Genomic DNA, 18,483 nt, shown 5'->3' with positions numbered 1-18,483 from the left:
TCAGGCCTTTGGCGTGTAGAAAGGGTTGCTGATGTGGTTGACCACATCCGCCAGTTGCGCGGTGTACGGCGTGCCATTGAGGGCCGCGCGGATGGCGGTGCGGCAGGCGTTGTAGTTGTTCAGGTAGACCGCATCGAGGTCGTCGCAGCCCGGGTTGACCCAGTTGGCAGTGACAATTGCCCACTCGTCTTCGGCTTCCGGCGGCAAGGTGCCGTCCAGCAAGGCTTCGAGCACCGCCTTGGCGATGCCGGCCTGGGACGCGCCCCAAGTGGCGTTGCCATGCAGATCGCTGCCGATCGCGGCTTTGTTGACGTAGAGGGTCATGGGTTTGACCGGGATATTCGGCTGGGCAATCACCATGAACGGGCAATGGCCCTGGCTTGGGGACGCGAGGCTGTTGGCGAACGCTTGGCCGGCAGGGCCGTTGCGGGGGCCGATCAGAATATTGATGTGGGCAGCATTGACGCCTGGGCCTTCGAAGCCTTCGCCGATGTACAGATCAAGTGCTTTCATTTTCGCAAACGCTCATTGTTGTTATGGGGAGCTGGTTGGCGAATTTTTAGCACTGACGGCAAAAGCGCCCGTAACCATTAAAAGTCATGGGGCTGTGAGTTTTTATCATGCCCCCGCTACAGCGCGAGCTCCATCTTGATAATCTCGATGGACACCGGGCTGTTGCCCCGACTGAAGGTGCCCTCGCCGACCTTGCGAAACCCGAAGGCGGCATAGAAGTTTTCGGCGTTGAGGGTCGCTTCCAGGCAGGCCTTGGCATGGCCGGCGTTCTTGATGCGCTGCAAGGCCTCATTGAGCAGGCGCGCACCAATGCCCTGCCCGGCGGCATCGCCGCGCACAAACAGTTTGCTGATTTCATGGCCGTCGATTTCGATAAAACCCTGCAGCCTGTCGGTGTGTGCCAGCCACAGGTTGCCGGCAGCAATGGCCTCGCGGTAGGTCGCGGGTGAGCGGCCGTTGAGCCACATGGCGATCTGCTCGGGGCCGTAGTCGCCCGTGCAGAGGTTTTCGACGGAATGCTTATGCACCTCGAAGATGCTTTGCGCGTCGTCCAGCAGGGCGGATCGGATCAGTACGTTTTTCATTCCCTTGAAATTCCACCGGCAGCCAATGAACCCAGGTTTTATAGCTCAACCGGCGATGTGCCGCGACCCAAGACCGCACATCTTGTGCGTTGACCTGTTTTGTTACACACCATATAGTGTGCCCACAAACACAAATCACCACTACATAGTGTGCAGTATCGGTATTTACCGACCACACTCTGCGCAGTATTTCAATGCCTTGAAGCCTGCAAAAACCTATTTTTCGAGTACCAGGAAGGAGAATTTCAATGTTGAGTTGGGATGAAGTCGACAACGAAGACACCGGTGCAGCGGTGATCAAAGGCGCCAACGCCGGCCACGCCAGCGAAGCCAACATGGACCGCCTTGACGGTGCCGGCGCCGCTGCTGCTCTGGAAGCGCGCAACGTGACCGCCAACGACTCGGCCGCGATCATCCGCGCCAAGGCCGCCCTGGACAAACTCGACGTCGCCGAAGGCCTCGCCGAGCTGGAAGGCTCCGCCGCCCGCGTCGCCGTTGACGAAAAGCGCATGATCAACTGCCGCGCCGACCTCAACCAACTCGTGCCCTTCAAGTACGACTGGGCCTGGCAAAAGTACCTCGACGGCTGCGCCAACCACTGGATGCCGCAAGAGGTCAACATGACCGCCGACATCGCCCTGTGGAAAAACCCCGAAGGCCTCACCGACGACGAACGCCGCATCGTCATGCGCAACCTCGGCTTCTTCTCCACCGCCGACTCCCTGGTTGCCAACAACCTGGTCCTGGCCGTGTACCGCCTGATCACCAACCCGGAATGCCGCCAGTACATCTTGCGCCAGGCCTTCGAAGAAGCGATCCACACCCACGCCTACCAATACTGCATCGAATCGCTGGCCATGGATGAAGGCGAGATCTTCAACATGTACCACGAGATCCCATCGGTGGCTAAAAAAGCCGCCTGGGGCCTGAAATACACCCGTTCGATCTCCGATCCGAAGTTCGAAACCGGCACCGTCGAAACCGACAAAGAACTGCTGCGCAACCTGGTCGCCTACTACTGCGTCCTGGAAGGCATCTTCTTCTACTGCGGCTTCACCCAGATCCTGTCCATGGGCCGTCGCAACAAAATGACCGGCGTGGCCGAGCAGTTCCAGTACATCCTGCGCGATGAGTCGATGCACCTGAACTTCGGTATCGATGTGATCAACCAGATCAAAATCGAAAACCCGCATTTGTGGGATGCCGAGATGAAGGAAGAAGCGACCCAGATGATTTTGCAGGGGACGCAGCTGGAGATTGAATATGCGCGCGATACCATGCCGCGTGGGGTGTTGGGCATGAATGCGGCGATGATGGAGGATTACCTTAAGTTCATCGCGAACCGTCGTCTGTCGCAGATCGGCCTGAAAGAAGAGTACCCAGGGACGACTAACCCGTTCCCGTGGATGAGCGAGATCATGGACTTGAAGAAAGAGAAAAACTTCTTCGAAACCCGTGTGATCGAGTACCAGACTGGCGGCGCGCTGAGCTGGGATTAAAAATGTAGGAGCGGGCTTGCCCGCGATGGCGGCGGGTCAGTTAAGCATATATTGGCTGACACTCAGCTATCGCGGGCAAGCCCGCTCCCACATGGGTTAGCGGTATTTTTTAGACTTGCGTACAAACTTTATGCCCAACCAAACCATCAAAACGCCCTGCGTCGGCCTGTGCTCCACCGTTTACGGCGACCTGGTCTGCCGGGGCTGCAAGCGTTATCACCATGAAGTCATCCAGTGGAATGGTTACAACGCCGAGGAAAAACAGGCGGTGTGGCTGCGCCTGGAACAGTTGCTGGTGCAGGTGATGGCCAGCAAGCTTGAGGTGTTTGACCCGCAGCTTTTGCGCCAGCAACTTGAAACCCGCAAAATTCGCTTTATGCCACACCAGTCGCCGTACTGCTGGGCGTACCAGCTGATTGCCCGGGGCGCGCGGGTGATATCCAAGCTGGACGCGTATGGGCTGGCGCTGCTGCCGGAGTTTCGCGAGCGTCACCTGGCAGATTTGCGTGATGCGATTGACCGCGAGTTTTTCCTGCTGTCCGAGGCGCATTACGAACGCTATATCGCGCCGGGCTTTTTGAAAGAAGCCTTTGGGCCAGCACTGATCGCCACCTTCTAGACTTGCCGTCAGCTATGGACAGGCAGCGCTAACCCGAACAGCACAAAAAAACCACCGCAGACTTTATTGAATCGGCGTCCGGTTCGGGCTAACCAGGGCCTGACCCGATGTGCTGCGCTGGCCACCAGATATTCAACAACAAACTCCACCACGGCGTAAGTCAGCGCAATAGCGGCCGTCTGCGCGATGAGGCTTCGGTGTGGGTCCAGAAAAGGTGGAATGAAGGCGGTGAACAGCAGCAGCGCCTTGGGGTTTGAAATCGCCGATACCAGCCCTTGGCGAAACAGCGACCAGCTTCGCAGGCTGGTCGTAACGGCTGCCTCAAGACTCACAGGCGCCGAGCGCCACAACCCAAACCCCAGCCAGATCAGGTACAGCCCGCCAACCACCTTCAGTGCCGTGAACCAGGTGGCAGACGCCTGGATCAGTGCCCCCAAGCCTAAAGCGCAAAACGACAGCACCACGGCAAATCCGAGTACGCCGCCCGAAATCGTGAAGAGTGTTTTGCGACGCCCGTGAATGGCGCCATGGGTCAGCACTAATAACGCATTGGGCCCTGGCACTATAGCGATGCCGCAGCAGGTAACCAGGTAGAGCAACCAGGTGTCGAATGGCATGGTCAAATCCAGCAGGCAGGGGTTGAGGCGAGGATTTTGCGGGTGAACAAACCTCTTGAAAAGCGCATAATTTACGTCACAGCCATTCGATTAACGAATAGAGGTCACCTGGATGCCTGCCAGCAATTTGCAGATCGATTGGCTCAAATGCTTTGTGGCCGTGGTGGATGCCGGCTCGCTCTCTGGCGCGGCCCATGAGGTCAACCGCTCGCAGTCCGCCGTCAGCATGCAAATGAAAAAACTGGAGACAGCGCTGGGGCGGCAGTTGTTGAGCCGTGGCCCGCGTCACCTTCAACTGACGGCGGACGGTCAGCTACTGCTGGGCTACGCCCGGCGCCTGCTCGCACTGCACGCCGAGACCCAAGCGGCCTTTCACGGTGAAGAATTGACCGGACGCATCCGCCTTGGCGTTGCGGAAGACTACGCGGCGATGTATCTCACGCCGGTGCTCAAGCGTTTTTTGCCGCGCTATTCGGGTGTGGAAATAGAACTGACTTGCGAACAGTCGGCCGCACTCATCCCGCGTGTGCGCAGCGGCGACCTTGATCTTGCACTCGTGTCGCGTGACGCCCCTCAAAGCGGCACTTTTCTGTTTAAGGAACCCATGGTATGGGTCGGTTCGCCCCAGTTCGAACTGTGGAGGCGCGATCCGCTACCTATCGCCGTCTACGAAAGTGCAAGCCTGGCCAGACGTTATGCGGTGAACTCACTGAGCCAAAAGGGACGTGAATTCAAGGTGGTTTACAACAGCTCCAGCCTTGCCGGCCAACTAGCCGCCGTTGAAGGTGGGCTGGCGATTGCCGCAATCACCCAATGTACCGTGCAGGCATCGCTTCAGGTTCTGGGCAGCGAGCACGGCTTGGGCAGGATTGAACCCATGGAGGTTTCAATCCTGCGAAGCCGGGCCTCGCGCGGGTCTGAAGCGGTTGATAGCCTGCATGCATTCATCATCAGCTCACTGAGGCAGCAGGCTTAACAGGGGTTCAAGAGGTCCAGGAAGGCTCGCGCTCCGCCTGTACGCCATACCGCTCGATCGCCTGCTGACAAACCTCGGGTTCCAGACGGCCCTGCTCCACCAACGCCGTCAGCGCCGCCAGCACAATGTGATAGCGATCCACCTCAAAGAAATCACGCAACGCTGCCCGAGTATCGCTACGCCCAAAGCCGTCGGTGCCCAACACCGTGTAGCTGCTGTCCAGATACGAAGCGATCATCTGCGGCACCGCCCGTACATAGTCGGACACCGCAATCACCGGTACACCTTTAGGCAAACATGCATTCACATGACTGGAGCGCTTCATATCCTGAGGATGCAACCGATTCCAGCGCTCCACCTGTCGCGCATCCCGTGCCAGCTCGCTGAAACTGGTCACGCTGAACACCTCGCTCGCCACCTGCCAATCCTCCTCCAGTAACTGCGCGGCTGCCTGGGCCTCACGCACCAGTGTGCCCGAGCCGAGCAGGCGCACCTTGGCATCCGCAGCACCTTGCAACCGATACATGCCCTTGATAATCGCCGCCTCCACGCCTGCCGGCAGCGTCGGTTGCGGGTAGTTTTCGTTCATCAGGGTCACGTAGTAGAACTCGTCCACATCGTGCTCCAGCATCTGACGCATACCGTGGTCGAGGATCACCGCGAACTCGCCGGCAAACGCCGGGTCGTAGGCGCGGCAGTTGGGCACCGTCGCGGCTGCCAAGTGGCTGCTGCCGTCCTGATGCTGCAAGCCTTCGCCGCCCAGGGTGGTGCGCCCGGCGGTGGCGCCGAGCAGGAAACCACGGGCGCGCTGGTCGGCGGCAGCCCAGATCAGGTCGCCGACGCGCTGGAAGCCGAACATCGAGTAATAGATATAGAACGGCAACATGCGCAGCCCATGCACCGAATAACTGGTGGCGGCCGCCACCCAGGAGCTGATGGCGCTGGCCTCGCTGATGCCTTCTTCGAGAATTTGCCCGTCGGTGGCCTCGCGGTAGCTGAGGATCGAGCCGATGTCTTCGGGTTCGTAACGTTGCCCAACACTGGAATAGATGCCGATCTGCTTGAACAGGTTGGCCATGCCGAAGGTGCGTGCCTCATCCGCGACGACCGGCACGATGCGCGGGCCCAACGCCTTGTCCTTGAGCAAGTTGGTGAGCATGCGCACAGACGCCATGGTGGTGGACATTTCCTTTCCGGCGGCTGCGATGGCGAACCCGGCGTAACCCGCCACCGGGGGCACGCTGACGGGTGCGGCCAGCGGGCTGCGGCTTGGCACATAACCGCCGAGTTTATGCCGACGTTGATGCAGGTAACGCAGTTCAACGCTGTCCTCGGCGGGTTTGAAAAAACTTAAGGATTCGGTCTGCGCATCCGTGAGCGGCAACTGGAAGCGATTGCGAAAAGCGAGCAGCGCGTCGCGATCGAGCTTCTTCTGCTGGTGCGTGGTCATCTTGCCCTGCCCGGCTTCGCCCATGCCGAAGCCCTTTTTGGTCTGGGCCAGGATCACCGTGGGCTGGCCTTTTACCCGGCGCGCGGCATGGTAGGCGGCGTGGATCTTGACCATATCGTGGCCACCGCGCTTGAGGCGGTCGATTTGCTCGTCGCTCATGCCCGCCACCAGGGCCGCCAGCGACTCGCTTTGGCCGAAGAAGTGCTCGCGGTTATAGGCGCCGTCTTTGGCGGCAAAGGTCTGGAATTGCCCGTCGACGGTGTTCGACAAGGTTTCCACCAGTGAACCGTCAGTGTCCTTGGCCAGCAAGGCGTCCCAGTCCGAGCCCCACACCAGCTTGATCACGTTCCAGCCGGCACCGGCAAACAAGGCTTCGAGTTCGTCGATGATGCGCCCGTTGCCGCGCACCGGACCGTCGAGGCGCTGCAGGTTGCAGTTAACCACCCAGGTCAGGTTGTCCAGGCCTTCGCGGGCAGCCAGGGTCAGGGCCGACATGCTTTCCGGCTCGTCCATTTCGCCATCGCCGAACACACCCCAGACGTGCCGGTCGGTGGTGTCCAGCAAGCCGCGATGTTGCAGATAGCGCATGAAGCGCGCCTGGAAAATCGAGCTGATCGGGCCGATGCCCATGGAGCCGGTGGGAAACTGCCAGAAGTCCGGCATCAGCCACGGGTGCGGGTAGCTGGAAAGGCCGCGTGCGCCGGCTTTTGGCCCGCCGATTTCCTGGCGGTAGTGCGCCAGGTCGTTTTCCGTCAGGCGCCCTTCCAGATAAGCGCGGGCATAAATGCCCGGTGCCGAGTGCGGCTGGTAGAACACCAGATCGCCACCGAAGGTGTCGCTGCGCGCCCGGAAGAAGTGATTAAAGCCGACTTCGAACAAGTCCGCCGCACTCGCATAACTGGCGATATGGCCACCGAGTTCGCCATACGCCTGGTTGGCGCGCACCACCATGGCCAGAGCGTTCCAGCGCACCAGCGAGGCGATGCGTTCTTCGGTGGCCAAGTCACCGGGAAACGCCGGTTGCTGCTCAACGCTGATGCTGTTGACGTAGGGCGTGCCGTGGCGCGGTTTCCAGTCGATGTGCGGTGCGCTGCCTTCACGGGCCAGCAGGTCGAGGATCTGGCGCGCCCGTTCTGGCCCGGCATTGGCCACCAGCGAGGCCAGGGCGTCGCGCCACTCATCCAGTTCTTGTGGGTCTTGGGCTGTGTGATTGACTGCACTCGCGAAACCGTTCATGGGCACCTCCGGGCTTTTTTTCCAGTTTATGTCGGTGCCTGAGGATTTTTTGCCTGTTATCAAGCGCAGGTTCAAGCATTTTGAGCATGAATCACTGCCAATCATCTTTTTAGCAGCACGTTGTGCTCAAACACGACGAAGCACCGCAACTGTGTTTAAAATGCCGCCCGCTCAACGACTGACGCTCAACGATGAACCCAGACGCACTCGCTACCCTGCACGCCCATTTGCTCACCGCCCTGGCCAACCCGCCGAGTGAAACCCGGCGCCTGTTCCACGGCCGTGGCCGCTGCTGGCCGGGCCTGGAGCAACTGACGGTGGACTGGTTGCAGGGCGTGCTGCTGGTCTCGTTGTTCAAGGAACCCGAGCCTGCGCAGCTCGAAGCCCTTAAACAACTGCTGCAAACGCAGTTCAGCGCTTACACCGTTGCCCTGCAACACCGCTACCTGCCGCAAAGCACCACCGAATGGCTCTCGGGCGAGGCCGTTGACGAGCTGACCATTACCGAAGGCGGCCTGCGTTACCTGATCGACCTGGGTAAAAAACAGAACAGCGGCCTGTTCCTCGACATGCGCTACGGCCGCAACTGGGTGCGCGAACAGGCCAAGGGCCAGCGCGTGCTCAACCTGTTCGCCTACACCTGTGGTTTCTCGGTGGCCGCCATCGAAGGCGGCGCCGACCATGTCGTAAACCTGGACATGGCCCGTGGCGCCTTGAGTCGCGGGCGCGACAACCATCGCCTCAATGGTCATGACCTGAGTAACGTCAGCTTCCTGGGCCACGACCTGTTCAAATCGTGGGCCAAGGTGACGAACAGCGGCCCTTACGATCTGGTGATCATCGACCCGCCGTCGTTCCAGAAAGGCAGCTTTCTGCTGACCAAAGACTACCAACGCGTGCTGCGCCGCCTGCCGGATTTGCTCACAGCCCACGGCACGGTGTTGGCCTGCATGAACGACCCGGCCTTCGGTGAAGACTTCCTGATTGACGGCGTAACCCGCGAAGCACCGGGCCTGCGCTTTGTGCAGCGATTGGAAAACCCGCCGGAATTTCCCGATGTCGACCCGCAAAGCGGTTTGAAGGCATTGGTGTTCCGTCAGGGTTGATGCCGAAACGTCTGACCCTTGCTACGCTAAGTGATACACCGGGGCGGTGAACCTTATTCCCTCCTTCCCGGTCGATACCTGCATTCCCTGGCCAGACTCGACGGCGTTACGTCGTCGGCTGCCCTGTTTCATCTTTTGGAGAGCCGCCCGTGATATCGACCCTGCATGTAGCCAGACTCAAAGCCTGGGGCGCCCACGGCTTTACCGCCACCGGCGTGGTGCTGGCGTTCCTGGCCACCCTGGCATTGCTGGAAAACTCACCCAAGGCCTGCCTGCTGTGGCTGGGCCTGGCGCTGGTGGTCGATGGCGTCGATGGCTCGCTGGCGCGACGGGTGAACGTCAGCACGGTACTGCCCAGCTTTGATGGCTCGGTGCTGGACCTGGTGATTGACTACCTGACCTATGTATTTATTCCGGCGCTGTTCATCTACCGCTATATCGACCTGCCGGACTTTACCCACCTGTTTACCGTGTCGGTGATCCTGGTGTCGTCGCTGTTCTGCTTCTGCAATGTGAACATGAAGAGCAAGGACAACTATTTTGTCGGCTTTCCCGCGGCCTGGAATGTGGTGGCCTTGTGCGTTTACATCATCCAGCCGGACGCCTGGGTGACCTTGGCCACAGTGATCGGCCTGGCGCTGCTGACCGTGACACCGATGAAGTTTCTGCACCCCTTCCGGGTCAAGCGCTTTATGCCGATCAACATCGCCGTGACCACCATCTGGTTGCTGTGCAGCTTTTTGATGGTGGTGGACTACCCCAATACCAACCCGTGGACGTTTGGGTTGTGGTCGGTGATGTCGGCGTATTTTCTGGGGATTTGTGTGTGGCGCACGGCGTTGGAGTGGCTGGACAAACGTCACAGCTGAAGATCCAGAGCAGACGCAGAGCGTCAGAGGCGGCATTCCCACGCAGAGCGTGGGAACGATCACAGTCAGGCGGGCACGATTTAAAGGTGGGAGCTGGCTTGCCTGCGATGGCGTCGGGTCAGTTACAGCAGTTGGGCCTGCCCTGCCGCTATCGCAGGCAAGCCAGCTCCCACATTTGGATCGCGTAGAACAACAAGATCCAAGTAAGATACCGGTCTTTGGCGCAGCCCTTTTCTGCGCCCTGCCAATAATAAGCCCTGCCCATGCCCTTCGAACTCAGCGTTGACCTGACCACCCTCGCCATTCTTGCCTGCGTGGCCTTTATTGCCGGCTTTATCGACGCCATCGCCGGCGGCGGCGGGCTGCTCACCACGCCGGCCCTGCTTACCGCCGGCATGCCACCGCACCTGGTGCTGGGCACCAACAAGCTCAGCTCGACCTTCGGCTCCGCCACCGCCAGCTTCACCTTCTACCGGCGCAAGCTGTTCCACCCGCGCCAATGGGTACACGCCATTGTCGGCACGCTGGTCGGCGCATTGGCGGGTGCCGTGGTCGCCCACTACCTGCCCGCCGAAACCCTGAACAAAATGCTCCCGGTGATCGTGTTCGCCTGTGGTGTGTATTTGCTGTTTGGCGGCACGCCCAAGGCGCCGCTGGACGCCGATGCACCGATCAAGAAGAAATGGCAATCGACCCAAGGCTTCGGCCTGGGCTTCTACGACGGCGTGGCCGGCCCCGGCACGGGTGCGTTCTGGACAGTCAGCACGATGCTGCTGCACCCTATCGACCTGGTCAAAGCCAGCGGCGTGGCGCGCAGCATGAACTTCGTCAGCAACGCAGCGGCGCTGTCTGTGTTTATCTTCAATGGCTCGGTGGACTGGATCGTCGGCCTGGCGATGGGCTTCTCGGTAATGTGTGGCGCGTTCTTTGGCGCACGCAGCGCAATCAGCGGCGGCGCCAAATTCATTCGCCCGGTGTTTATCACCGTGGTCCTCGGCCTGACGGTGCGCCTAGCCTGGCAACACTGGTTCAGCGTGGCCTAAACGGCGCGCCAGGTAGAGGTCGATCAGGTAACGCGCGATCGAACGTGACGCCGGCAACGGCGGCAAGTCGTGAATGTTGAACCACTGCGCGTCTTCGATCTCATCAGCCTGGGGCACGATGTCACCCCCGGCGTACTCGGCATGGAAGCCCAGCATCATCGAGTGCGGGAACGGCCAGCACTGGCTGCCCATGTACTGGATGTTCTTGACCTCCACCTGCACTTCTTCGCGCACTTCACGGATCAGGCAGTCTTCGGCCGACTCCCCCGGCTCGGCGAACCCCGCCAGCGTGCTGTACACACCCGTGACAAAACGCGGCGACCGCGCCAGCAGAATCTCGTCGCCACGGGTCACCAGCACAATCATGCTCGGCGAAATGCGTGGGTAGCTGCGCAGGTCGCAGGCCTGGCAATACATCGCACGTTCGCGCGGCACCTGCACCATGGCCTGGCCGCAACTGCCACAGAACCGATGCTCCCGCGCCCAGGTGCCGATCTGCGCGGCGTAGCCCAGCACTTTGTACAGGGTGTGGTCGCCCTGCAACATAAAGCCGCGCAAACCCTGCCAACTGCAACCTGGCACCTCGGCCGCCGCGTTCAGCTCCAGCAAGTAAACAGGCTCGCCGTCAAGGTGGCCGATGCCGTGTTCGGCGAACACCGACAGATCCTGGCGCTTGAGCCATTCACGCGGGAACAGCGGCCCGTTGGTGTCATGCAAAAAGCCCTCGCGGCTGCGGGCCACGGCCCAGCCGCCAGGGGCGTCGTTGTCCAGCAGCGTTGTGGTAATCCAGCCTGGGGTCATGTCAGTCAATCCACGAATTCGGGTTTCTGCTTACTCATATGGGCCGCGATGGCCACGCGCAGGTCGTTGGATTGCAACATAGCCGAGTTCCAGGTGGCAACGTATTCCAGACCATCATTGACTGTGTGGTCACGCATATAACTGATCATGGCTTTGGTGCCGGCCACGGCAATCGGTGATTTGCTCGCGATTTCATGGGCGATTTCCATTACACCGGCCAACAGGCTGTCCTGATCGGGATACACACGATTGACCAGGCCAATGCTGCGCGCTTCTTCTGCGCCGAACGGGCGACCGGTGTAGGCCAGTTCACGCAACATGCCGTCGCCAATGATGCGTGGCAGACGTTGCAGGGTGCCGACGTCGGCGGCCATGCCGATGTCGATTTCCTTGATCGAGAACTGCGCGCCTTCGGCGGCGTAGCGCATGTCACAGGCGCTGATCAGGTCAATGGCGCCACCAATGCAGTAACCCTGGATCGCCGCCAGCACCGGCTTGCGGCAGGTGTCGACGGCATTGAACGAGGCTTGCAGCTCGAGGATCTTGCGCCGCAGCAAGCGTGCATTGCGGCCCACGTCCTTGCCGAAGCTATTGGCCACCGAGGCCATCATCATCAAGTCGATACCGGAGGAGAAATGCTTGCCGGCGCCGCTGAGCACCACGGCGCGCACGGCGTCGGTGTCTTCGACCCATTGGAAGATGTCGATGATTTCGGTCCAGAACGCCGCGTTCATCGCGTTGATTTTTTCCGGGCGGTTGATCTGCACATGGGCAACGTTGCCGGTGAGTTCGACGATGAAAGCTTGGTATTCGGACATGGCAGTGATCCCTGACTGGCGAGTAATAAGGCTCGAACTATAACAAGGGAGCATGACGGCGCATCGGCCAAAAACGGGACTGGCAAAAGTAATGAAATGTTGTGGGCGCGGGGTTTATGACCTGCCGATACATTTCACCCAGGCACCGCACTTTATCGGCTATACACTCAGGGCCATTGCCTGGAGCCCGCTATGCCGCCCACCTTTCGTTCATCATTGATTCTGGCCCTGGTGGTCGTGCTGACCGGCATTGGCGCCGGGCTGGGCGGGATGCTGCTGGCGTTACTGCTGCATGGCATCCAGCACCTGGCCTACGGTTACAGCCTCGACAGCCTGGTCAGCCACGAAACCTTTTTGTGGGGCGTCACCGCTGCCGCACCGGAGCGCCGTCTGCTGGTGCTGGTGGTGTGCGGCCTGGTCGCCGGGCTGGGCTGGTGGACGATTTATCGCTATGGTCGCCCGCTGGTGAGCATCAAACAGGCCGTGTCTGAAAAGATGCCGATCATGCCGCCCAAGACCACCCTCGCCCACGCCGTGCTGCAGATCATCACCGTGGCGCTTGGCTCGCCATTGGGCCGTGAAGTGGCGCCGCGCGAAGTCGGCGCGCTGGCCGCGACCTGGCTGTCACAACGCGCTCGCCTGGAACCGCACATGCACCGTTTGATCGTGGCCTGCGGTGCCGGTGCCGGGTTGGCGGCGGTGTATAACGTGCCCTTGGGCGGCGCTGTCTTTGTGCTGGAAGTGCTGGTGGGCGCCTTCAGCTGGCCGGCGGCGGTGATTGCGCTGGCGACCTCGGCGATTGGCGCTTCGGTGGCGTGGATCGGGCTGGGTGCGGAATCGCAATATGCAGTGCCGCACTTTGTGCTCAGCCCGGCGCTGATCGCCTGGGCGGTAGTGTGCGGACCGGTGTTTGGCGTGGCCGCTTATGGGTTCAGCCGTTTTACCGGCGCCGCCAGGGCCAACGCCGCGCGCGGCTGGCGCCTGCCAGTCATGTCGCTGATCAACTTCACGATTATCGGCGGGCTGGCGATGCTGCTGCCGCAGATCCTCGGCAATGGCAAAGGCCCGGCGCAACTGGGCTTCGACAATGAGCTGACGATAGGCCTGGCCGCCATCCTGCTGCTGGTCAAGGTATTGATCACTGCGAGCAGCCTGCGCGCGGGCGCCGAGGGTGGCCTGCTGACGCCGGGCCTGGCCAATGGCGCGCTGCTGGCGATTCTGCTCGGCGGTGCCTGGAGCCTGGTGTGGCCCGGGGTGCCGCTCGGCGCGTTTGCGATTATCGGCGCGGCGGCGTTTTTGGCCTCCAGCATGAGCATGCCGCTGACCGCGATTGTGCTGGTGGCCGAATTTACGCGCATCGAGCATGACTTTCTGGTGCCGATCATTCTGGCGGTGGTGGGTTCGATGTGCGTGAGCAAGCTGTGTCAGCGCTGGGAAATAAGTGGAAAAAAGCCCGCCCAAGCGCCATCCTCTGCGCTTTAAGCCGCCCACTTCGCGGCGCTCGACGTTTAAAGGATATGCCCATGCTCGCCCAACCCCTCACCCCTGCCGATTTCGACTTCATCGACGAAACGTTGTTGAAATACGGCGACGATCATTCGGTGCTGAACCTGGCTGAACTCGACGGCTACTTCACCGCGCTGGTCTCCAGCCCGGCACAGGTGGACGTGGGTGAGTGGTTCCCGGCGATCTGGGGTGGGCAGAACCCGGCCTGGGAAAACGTCGAAGAAGCCCAGCGCTTCCTCGAGCTGTGCGTGCACCATATGAATACGCTGGCGGCGCAATTGGCCACCGATGCGCAAGGCTTCGAGGCGCGCTTCGATGACACCGAGCACCAAGGTCAAACCGTCACGCTTGCCGAGGAATGGTGCTTTGGTTATATCCGTGGCGCCGCGATTGGCAACTGGCCAGAACTGCCGGCCGAACAGGCGGCGCTGCTGGAGAAGATTTCCTGGTGCGCCGAGCAGGACAACTTCGAACTACCGGCCGACCTGGATGTAAACGCCCACCAGCAGCGGGTTCGAGCCATCGAACCCGCCGCGCGGGCGCTGCATGACTACTGGTTGGCCCAGCGGTAACAGCGCTTATTTGAAGTCCAGGTCAAACGCCTGGTAGAACGCGTTGCCGGTGTTGGCCACGATCCACATCAACACCACCACATGCCGGCCTTTCTTGCCCTTGGGCAGCGTGACCTGGTGTTCGACCTTGGCCTTCATTTCATCGGCGTGCTGGTAGTACGGCACCTGGGTGTAGAAGTCTTCGAAAAACGGCTTGGCCTCAAGTTGCGCACGGCTGATGCGTTGCTTGGGGTCCCAGCCATCCTTGGTGATCAGCCAGCGATAACCACGGGTGACGTGGGCGGCGGTGTACTCCCACTGCACCTTGAACACCTGGCCAGCCTCGACATTCAGCAACGGCCAAGTGAAGGGGCTATTGAGCTTTTTGCTCATCTCCTCGTCGGTGAAGTTGATGCAATCGCGGTCGTCGGTTTTGCCGCCGCTCAAGATATGCCCGTCGCCAGGCGGTGTGACGCTTTGATCATCGGTTTCATAAGGTGCCGGGAATGGCCCGGCGGCGAGCGATGGGAAGTTTTTACCGCCTTCCATCTCGTTGACTTGCCAGTTGCCGAGCAGCCCACGCTCCACCGCCACTGAACCACGGCTGGCCGGGGTCACCACGCGACCGTGACGAAGTTGGGTCTGGGGTTTGTTCATTTCATTCACTCCTTGATTGAATGTGCCCCGTCATGGGGCACGCCTTGAACTTACCTTGGCGGGCTTTATTGTCCAGTCGCCACTTCTCTCGGAAAGATCTCACGTCGCCCTCGTTTCGCTAAGTGAGCGCCGTTGTCCTGCATCAGATTTGCTGCTTGTCCTACGCCCGCAGGAGTAGTTCGACTACAGGAGCAGTCCATTCCCCGGACAAGTCGGCGACCGCCTCGAAATACGCGCCCTACCACGATCCCTGCTCGACAAGGGTGGCGTGTTTAGCTGATTATTCGGGTCCGCCCGTCGGCCACTCCCTACCGCCTTGCCTTGATCAGGAGCCTTGTACCTTGAGTTCGCAGAAAACCGTGACCGTTACACCGCCCAATTTCGCCCTGAACGGCAAGGTCGCGCCCCCCGGCTCCAAATCCATTACCAACCGCGCCCTGCTGCTGGCCGCCCTGGCCAAGGGCACCAGCCGCTTGAGCGGCGCACTGAAAAGCGATGACACCCGCCACATGTCGGTGGCCTTGCGCCAGATGGGCGTGAGCATCGATGAACCGGACGACACCACCTTCGTTGTGACCGGCTCCGGCAAGTTGCAATTGCCGTCGCAGCCGCTGTTCCTCGGCAATGCCGGCACCGCGATGCGTTTTCTGACTGCCGCCGTGGCGACCGTCGAAGGCACCGTGGTGCTCGACGGCGACGACTACATGCAAAAACGTCCGATCGGCCCGCTGCTGGCCACCCTCGGCCAGAACGGCATCCGCGTCGACAGCCCGACCGGCTGCCCGCCGGTAACCGTACACGGCGTGGGCAAGGTGCAGGCCAAGCGTTTTGAGATTGATGGCGGCTTGTCCAGCCAGTACGTGTCAGCCCTGTTGATGCTCGCCGCCTGCGGCCAGGCGCCAATTGAAGTGGCGTTGACCGGCAAGGACATCGGCGCCCGTGGTTATGTCGACCTGACCCTGGACTGCATGCGGGCGTTCGGTGCGCAGGTCGAGGTGGTCGACGACACCACCTGGCGCGTGGCCCCCACCGGCTACAGCGCCCATGACTACCTGATCGAACCCGACGCCTCCGCCGCCACTTACCTGTGGGCTGCCGAAGTGTTGACCGGCGGGCGCATCGACATCGGCGTGGCCGCGCAGCACTTCACCCAGCCGGACGCCAAGGCCCAGACCGTGATCGCGCAGTTCCCGAACATGCAAGCCACGGTAGTCGGCTCGCAGATGCAGGACGCAATCCCGACCCTGGCCGTGCTGGCTGCGTTCAACAACACCCCGGTGCGCTTCACTGAACTGGCCAACCTGCGCGTCAAGGAATGTGACCGTGTACAGGCGCTGCACGACGGCCTCAACGAGATTCGTCCAGGCTTGGCGACCATCGAGGGCGACGACCTGCTGGTGGCCAGCGACCCGGCGCTGGCCGGCACCTCTTGCAATGCGCTGATCGACACCCACGCCGACCATCGCATCGCGATGTGTTTTGCCCTGGCCGGGCTGAAGGTCGCGGGAATACGCATTCAAGACCCGGACTGCGTGGCCAAGACCTACCCTGAATACTGGAAGGCCTTGGGCAGCCTTGGGGTAACGCTCAGCTACTGAGCCAGCACGTCGGCGTAGGGAGGGAATGCACATGTCAATTCGCCAACCCTGCCCACCCGGCGTCTGCGCTTGCGACCGCGAACAGCTGTTACAAGCGCCCGGCGCCGACCTGCGCATTCTCAGCCTGACGCGTCAGGAAGAAAAAAAGCTGGTCGAGCGCCTGGAAAACCTCCAGAGCCTGCAAGACCTGGAATACATGCAACAGAAGATGTTCGAACTATTGGGCATCCGCGTGCAGGTAGCGCCGGGGCACACCGAGGTCAAGAGCATGCGCGGCATTCAGATCAACATCGATGAGCAGCCCGGCCTGTGCCGCAAAACCCGCCAGGCGATTCCGGCAGCGATTCGCCGTGGCATGGAGAAGCGCCCGGAAATCGCCTACCGCCTGTTGGATGCTCACGATCTGTTTCGCGAAGGCTGACTAACCAGCCACCGTTTCGTGTGCAAACAAGCCCTGCCCTATGGCTTTCGCGGTGTGCAAGTGCGCCTGCGCAGCGCCGCTTTCCGAATCCAGCAGCAGCGTTGACGTCACCACCTGCGCCCCACAGTAATCAAAAATCCCGTAGTCGATTTGCGTGCGCATGGCCTTGGCATAACCGTGCCGATCAAACGCGCTTTCATCTGCCGCACCCAACGCCAGCAGGTGCACCTGCAAGTGCCGCAGTTTTTTCACCACCGGCGTATCGGGGCCGTAATCAATCGCCCAGCCGTTGACGAACACGCGGTCAACCCAACCTTTGAGCAGCCCCGGCAGGGACCACCAATAAATCGGAAACGCCAGCACCAATGCATCGGCGCGGTCGATGCGCGCCTGCTCGGCGAGCACATCGGCGGGCGGCTCAGCGCGAGTGCGGTGTACGAGGTGGTCAGCGGCGGTATAGCGCGGGTCGAAGCCTTCGGCGGCGAGGTCGGCAACCTCATAAGTGTGGCCGCCCGCCGTGAGCCCGGCCGCCACTTGCGCGGCGAGGCTATGGGTGAGGGATTGCGGGTCGTGATGGGCTACAACGATCAGTGCGTGCATGACATTGACTCCATTTCGGGCTAGGCTGGGCGCTAGCTACTTTTAGTAGGTTACGCACCTTAAGTTACTTTTGGTATATAAGCATGTCAAGCGCTGAATCCCCTGCCCCACGCCGCCGCCTGTCCCGCGAGGATCGCCTGCGCCAATTGCTCGATATGGCCTGGCAACTGGTACGCGAAGAAGGCACCGAAGCCCTGACCCTGGGCCGCCTGGCCGAGCTGGCGGGCGTCACCAAGCCGGTGGTCTACGACCATTTCGTCACCCGCGCCGGCCTGCTGGCCGCACTGTATGAAGACTTCGATAGCCGCCAGAACCAGGTGTTTGCCGATGCGCTGGACACCAGCGCCGCGACCCTGCAGGAGCAAGCCTGGGTCATCGCGTCGTGCTACGTCGATTGCGTGTTGTTGCAAGGGCGGGAAATTCCGGGGGTGATTGCCGCCTTGAGCAGCTCGCCGGAACTGGAAACGCTGAAGCGCAAATACGAGGCGATCTTTCTGCAAAAGTGCCGCGACGCACTGGCGCCGTTCGCGCCCAACGGCACTGTTTCCCAGGCAGGCTTACGCGCCATGCTGGGTGCCGCCGAGGCCTTGTCCCAGGCGGCCGCCAGTGGTGAGATCAGCCGTGAGGAGGCGCAGCAGGAGTTGCTGGCGACGATTCTGGCGATGGTCAATCGCGGCACGGTGAAATGATTCTTCACGTGGGAGCAGGCTTGTCGAATTATCGTACCGCTGCGATACCGAGGTGCCTGCATCGCAGGCAAGCCAGCTCCCACAGAAAAGCAGATCTTCGGTGTATGCAGATCCGCTTTTCGCTTTTGATCTAACCACTCAGGTCGGCTTTCAGGCCGCCGTGCTGTAGATCTTGATCTTGACCTGAGGCGCCCCGTTAACCGCGATGGCCGAACGCAGGCTTGAATCCGTGGGTAACCCGGCAGGACGCCGGGTTAGCCGCGCTGGGCCAAGGATGGCCCATCGCGGCGGCCCACGGATTCAAGCCGGAGTGCGGGCATGCCGAGCCTA

Annotated in this window: 19 protein-coding genes; 11 read left to right on the top strand and 8 right to left on the bottom strand. The window is 61.1% G+C overall.

The genetic code is table 11. The annotated features are described in order from the left end of the window. Together fae and GIW28_RS24485 are read right to left on the bottom strand one after the other, a co-directional pair. Window positions 1–513 (bottom strand): formaldehyde-activating enzyme, encoded by a 513-nt coding sequence (gene fae, locus GIW28_RS24490; protein WP_017138437.1) that lies wholly within the window; start codon window positions 511–513, stop codon window positions 1–3. 116 nt (window positions 514–629) lie between these two features. Further along, window positions 630–1,097, bottom strand: a complete 468-nt coding sequence (locus GIW28_RS24485) for a GNAT family N-acetyltransferase (protein WP_017138438.1) — start codon at window positions 1,095–1,097, stop codon at window positions 630–632. Window positions 1,098–1,345: 248 nt separating this feature from the next. Here GIW28_RS24485 and GIW28_RS24480 point away from each other — a divergent pair, with 248 nt between their 5' ends. Next, a complete protein-coding gene (locus GIW28_RS24480; RefSeq protein WP_005788524.1) occupies window positions 1,346–2,596 on the top strand; it encodes a ribonucleotide-diphosphate reductase subunit beta in 1,251 nt (416 codons plus the stop codon). Between the two features lie 130 nt (window positions 2,597–2,726). Beyond that, entirely contained in the window at window positions 2,727–3,215 is a 489-nt protein-coding gene (locus GIW28_RS24475) for a DUF1289 domain-containing protein (protein WP_138452528.1), read from the top strand. 8 nt (window positions 3,216–3,223) lie between these two features. Here the strand turns inward: GIW28_RS24475 and GIW28_RS24470 are convergent, their stop codons facing one another. Further along, window positions 3,224–3,832: a LysE family translocator gene (locus GIW28_RS24470; RefSeq protein WP_099548301.1), complete on the bottom strand. Its 609-nt coding sequence runs from the start codon at window positions 3,830–3,832 to the stop codon at window positions 3,224–3,226. Between the two features lie 112 nt (window positions 3,833–3,944). On the opposite strand from GIW28_RS24470, the gene GIW28_RS24465 reads away from it, so the two are divergent. Then, entirely contained in the window at window positions 3,945–4,808 is an 864-nt protein-coding gene (locus GIW28_RS24465; RefSeq protein ID WP_169988493.1) for a LysR family transcriptional regulator, read from the top strand. 7 nt (window positions 4,809–4,815) lie between these two features. Here the strand turns inward: GIW28_RS24465 and mdeB are convergent, their stop codons facing one another. Beyond that, on the bottom strand, window positions 4,816–7,494 hold the full coding sequence (gene mdeB / locus GIW28_RS24460) for an alpha-ketoglutarate dehydrogenase (protein WP_236446669.1): 2,679 nt from the start codon (window positions 7,492–7,494) through the stop codon (window positions 4,816–4,818). Window positions 7,495–7,685: 191 nt separating this feature from the next. Here mdeB and GIW28_RS24455 point away from each other — a divergent pair, with 191 nt between their 5' ends. The 3 genes from GIW28_RS24455 (at window position 7,686) to GIW28_RS24445 (ending at window position 10,512) form a co-directional block, all read left to right on the top strand. After that, window positions 7,686–8,600 (top strand): class I SAM-dependent methyltransferase, encoded by a 915-nt coding sequence (locus tag GIW28_RS24455; protein ID WP_017134683.1) that lies wholly within the window; start codon window positions 7,686–7,688, stop codon window positions 8,598–8,600. Window positions 8,601–8,749: 149 nt separating this feature from the next. Then, window positions 8,750–9,469: a phosphatidylcholine synthase gene (gene pcsA / locus GIW28_RS24450; protein ID WP_017134682.1), complete on the top strand. Its 720-nt coding sequence runs from the start codon at window positions 8,750–8,752 to the stop codon at window positions 9,467–9,469. A gap of 263 nt (window positions 9,470–9,732) precedes the next feature. Further along, a complete protein-coding gene (locus tag GIW28_RS24445; RefSeq protein WP_017139107.1) occupies window positions 9,733–10,512 on the top strand; it encodes a TSUP family transporter in 780 nt (259 codons plus the stop codon). Here GIW28_RS24445 and nudC read toward each other — a convergent pair. Both nudC and GIW28_RS24435 read right to left on the bottom strand, forming a co-directional pair. Then, window positions 10,480–11,313 (bottom strand): NAD(+) diphosphatase, encoded by an 834-nt coding sequence (nudC, locus tag GIW28_RS24440; RefSeq protein ID WP_017139108.1) that lies wholly within the window; start codon window positions 11,311–11,313, stop codon window positions 10,480–10,482. The two genes, GIW28_RS24445 and nudC, sit on opposite strands and share 33 nt — an antisense overlap. Window positions 11,314–11,318: 5 nt before the next feature. Then, window positions 11,319–12,131 carry a crotonase/enoyl-CoA hydratase family protein gene (locus GIW28_RS24435; RefSeq protein WP_017139109.1) on the bottom strand — a complete coding sequence of 271 codons (813 nt, stop codon included), beginning with the start codon at window positions 12,129–12,131 and terminating at the stop codon, window positions 11,319–11,321. A 192-nt stretch (window positions 12,132–12,323) separates the two neighbouring features. Between GIW28_RS24435 and GIW28_RS24430 the strand changes: the two genes are divergently transcribed. After that, window positions 12,324–13,613, top strand: a complete 1,290-nt coding sequence (locus GIW28_RS24430; RefSeq protein WP_017139110.1) for a chloride channel protein — start codon at window positions 12,324–12,326, stop codon at window positions 13,611–13,613. Window positions 13,614–13,654: 41 nt separating this feature from the next. Continuing rightward, window positions 13,655–14,209, top strand: a complete 555-nt coding sequence (locus GIW28_RS24425; protein WP_017139111.1) for a UPF0149 family protein — start codon at window positions 13,655–13,657, stop codon at window positions 14,207–14,209. A gap of 6 nt (window positions 14,210–14,215) precedes the next feature. Here GIW28_RS24425 and GIW28_RS24420 read toward each other — a convergent pair whose 3' ends face one another. Continuing rightward, entirely contained in the window at window positions 14,216–14,845 is a 630-nt protein-coding gene (locus GIW28_RS24420) for a lytic polysaccharide monooxygenase auxiliary activity family 9 protein (RefSeq protein WP_138450233.1), read from the bottom strand. A gap of 341 nt (window positions 14,846–15,186) precedes the next feature. On the opposite strand from GIW28_RS24420, the gene GIW28_RS24415 reads away from it, so the two are divergent. Beyond that, on the top strand, window positions 15,187–16,443 hold the full coding sequence (locus tag GIW28_RS24415) for a 3-phosphoshikimate 1-carboxyvinyltransferase (protein ID WP_236448126.1): 1,257 nt from the start codon (window positions 15,187–15,189) through the stop codon (window positions 16,441–16,443). Window positions 16,444–16,474: 31 nt separating this feature from the next. Further along, window positions 16,475–16,864 carry a hypothetical protein gene (locus GIW28_RS24410; protein WP_017139114.1) on the top strand — a complete coding sequence of 130 codons (390 nt, stop codon included), beginning with the start codon at window positions 16,475–16,477 and terminating at the stop codon, window positions 16,862–16,864. On the opposite strand, the gene GIW28_RS24405 is transcribed toward GIW28_RS24410, so the two are convergent. After that, the gene (locus GIW28_RS24405) at window positions 16,865–17,464 is read right to left on the bottom strand and encodes an NAD(P)H-dependent oxidoreductase (protein ID WP_099548286.1); all 600 of its coding nucleotides are present in this window, start codon (window positions 17,462–17,464) and stop codon (window positions 16,865–16,867) included. Window positions 17,465–17,547: 83 nt separating this feature from the next. Here GIW28_RS24405 and GIW28_RS24400 point away from each other — a divergent pair, with 83 nt between their 5' ends. Further along, window positions 17,548–18,153 (top strand): TetR/AcrR family transcriptional regulator, encoded by a 606-nt coding sequence (locus GIW28_RS24400; protein ID WP_177034860.1) that lies wholly within the window; start codon window positions 17,548–17,550, stop codon window positions 18,151–18,153. Window positions 18,154–18,483 lie beyond the last annotated feature (330 nt).

It is taken from the genome of Pseudomonas sp. PA-5-4B, from assembly GCF_021606215.1.
In the GTDB taxonomy this organism is placed as follows: domain Bacteria; phylum Pseudomonadota; class Gammaproteobacteria; order Pseudomonadales; family Pseudomonadaceae; genus Aquipseudomonas; species Aquipseudomonas edaphica.
This window is presented reverse-complemented; position numbering and strand designations above follow the sequence as displayed.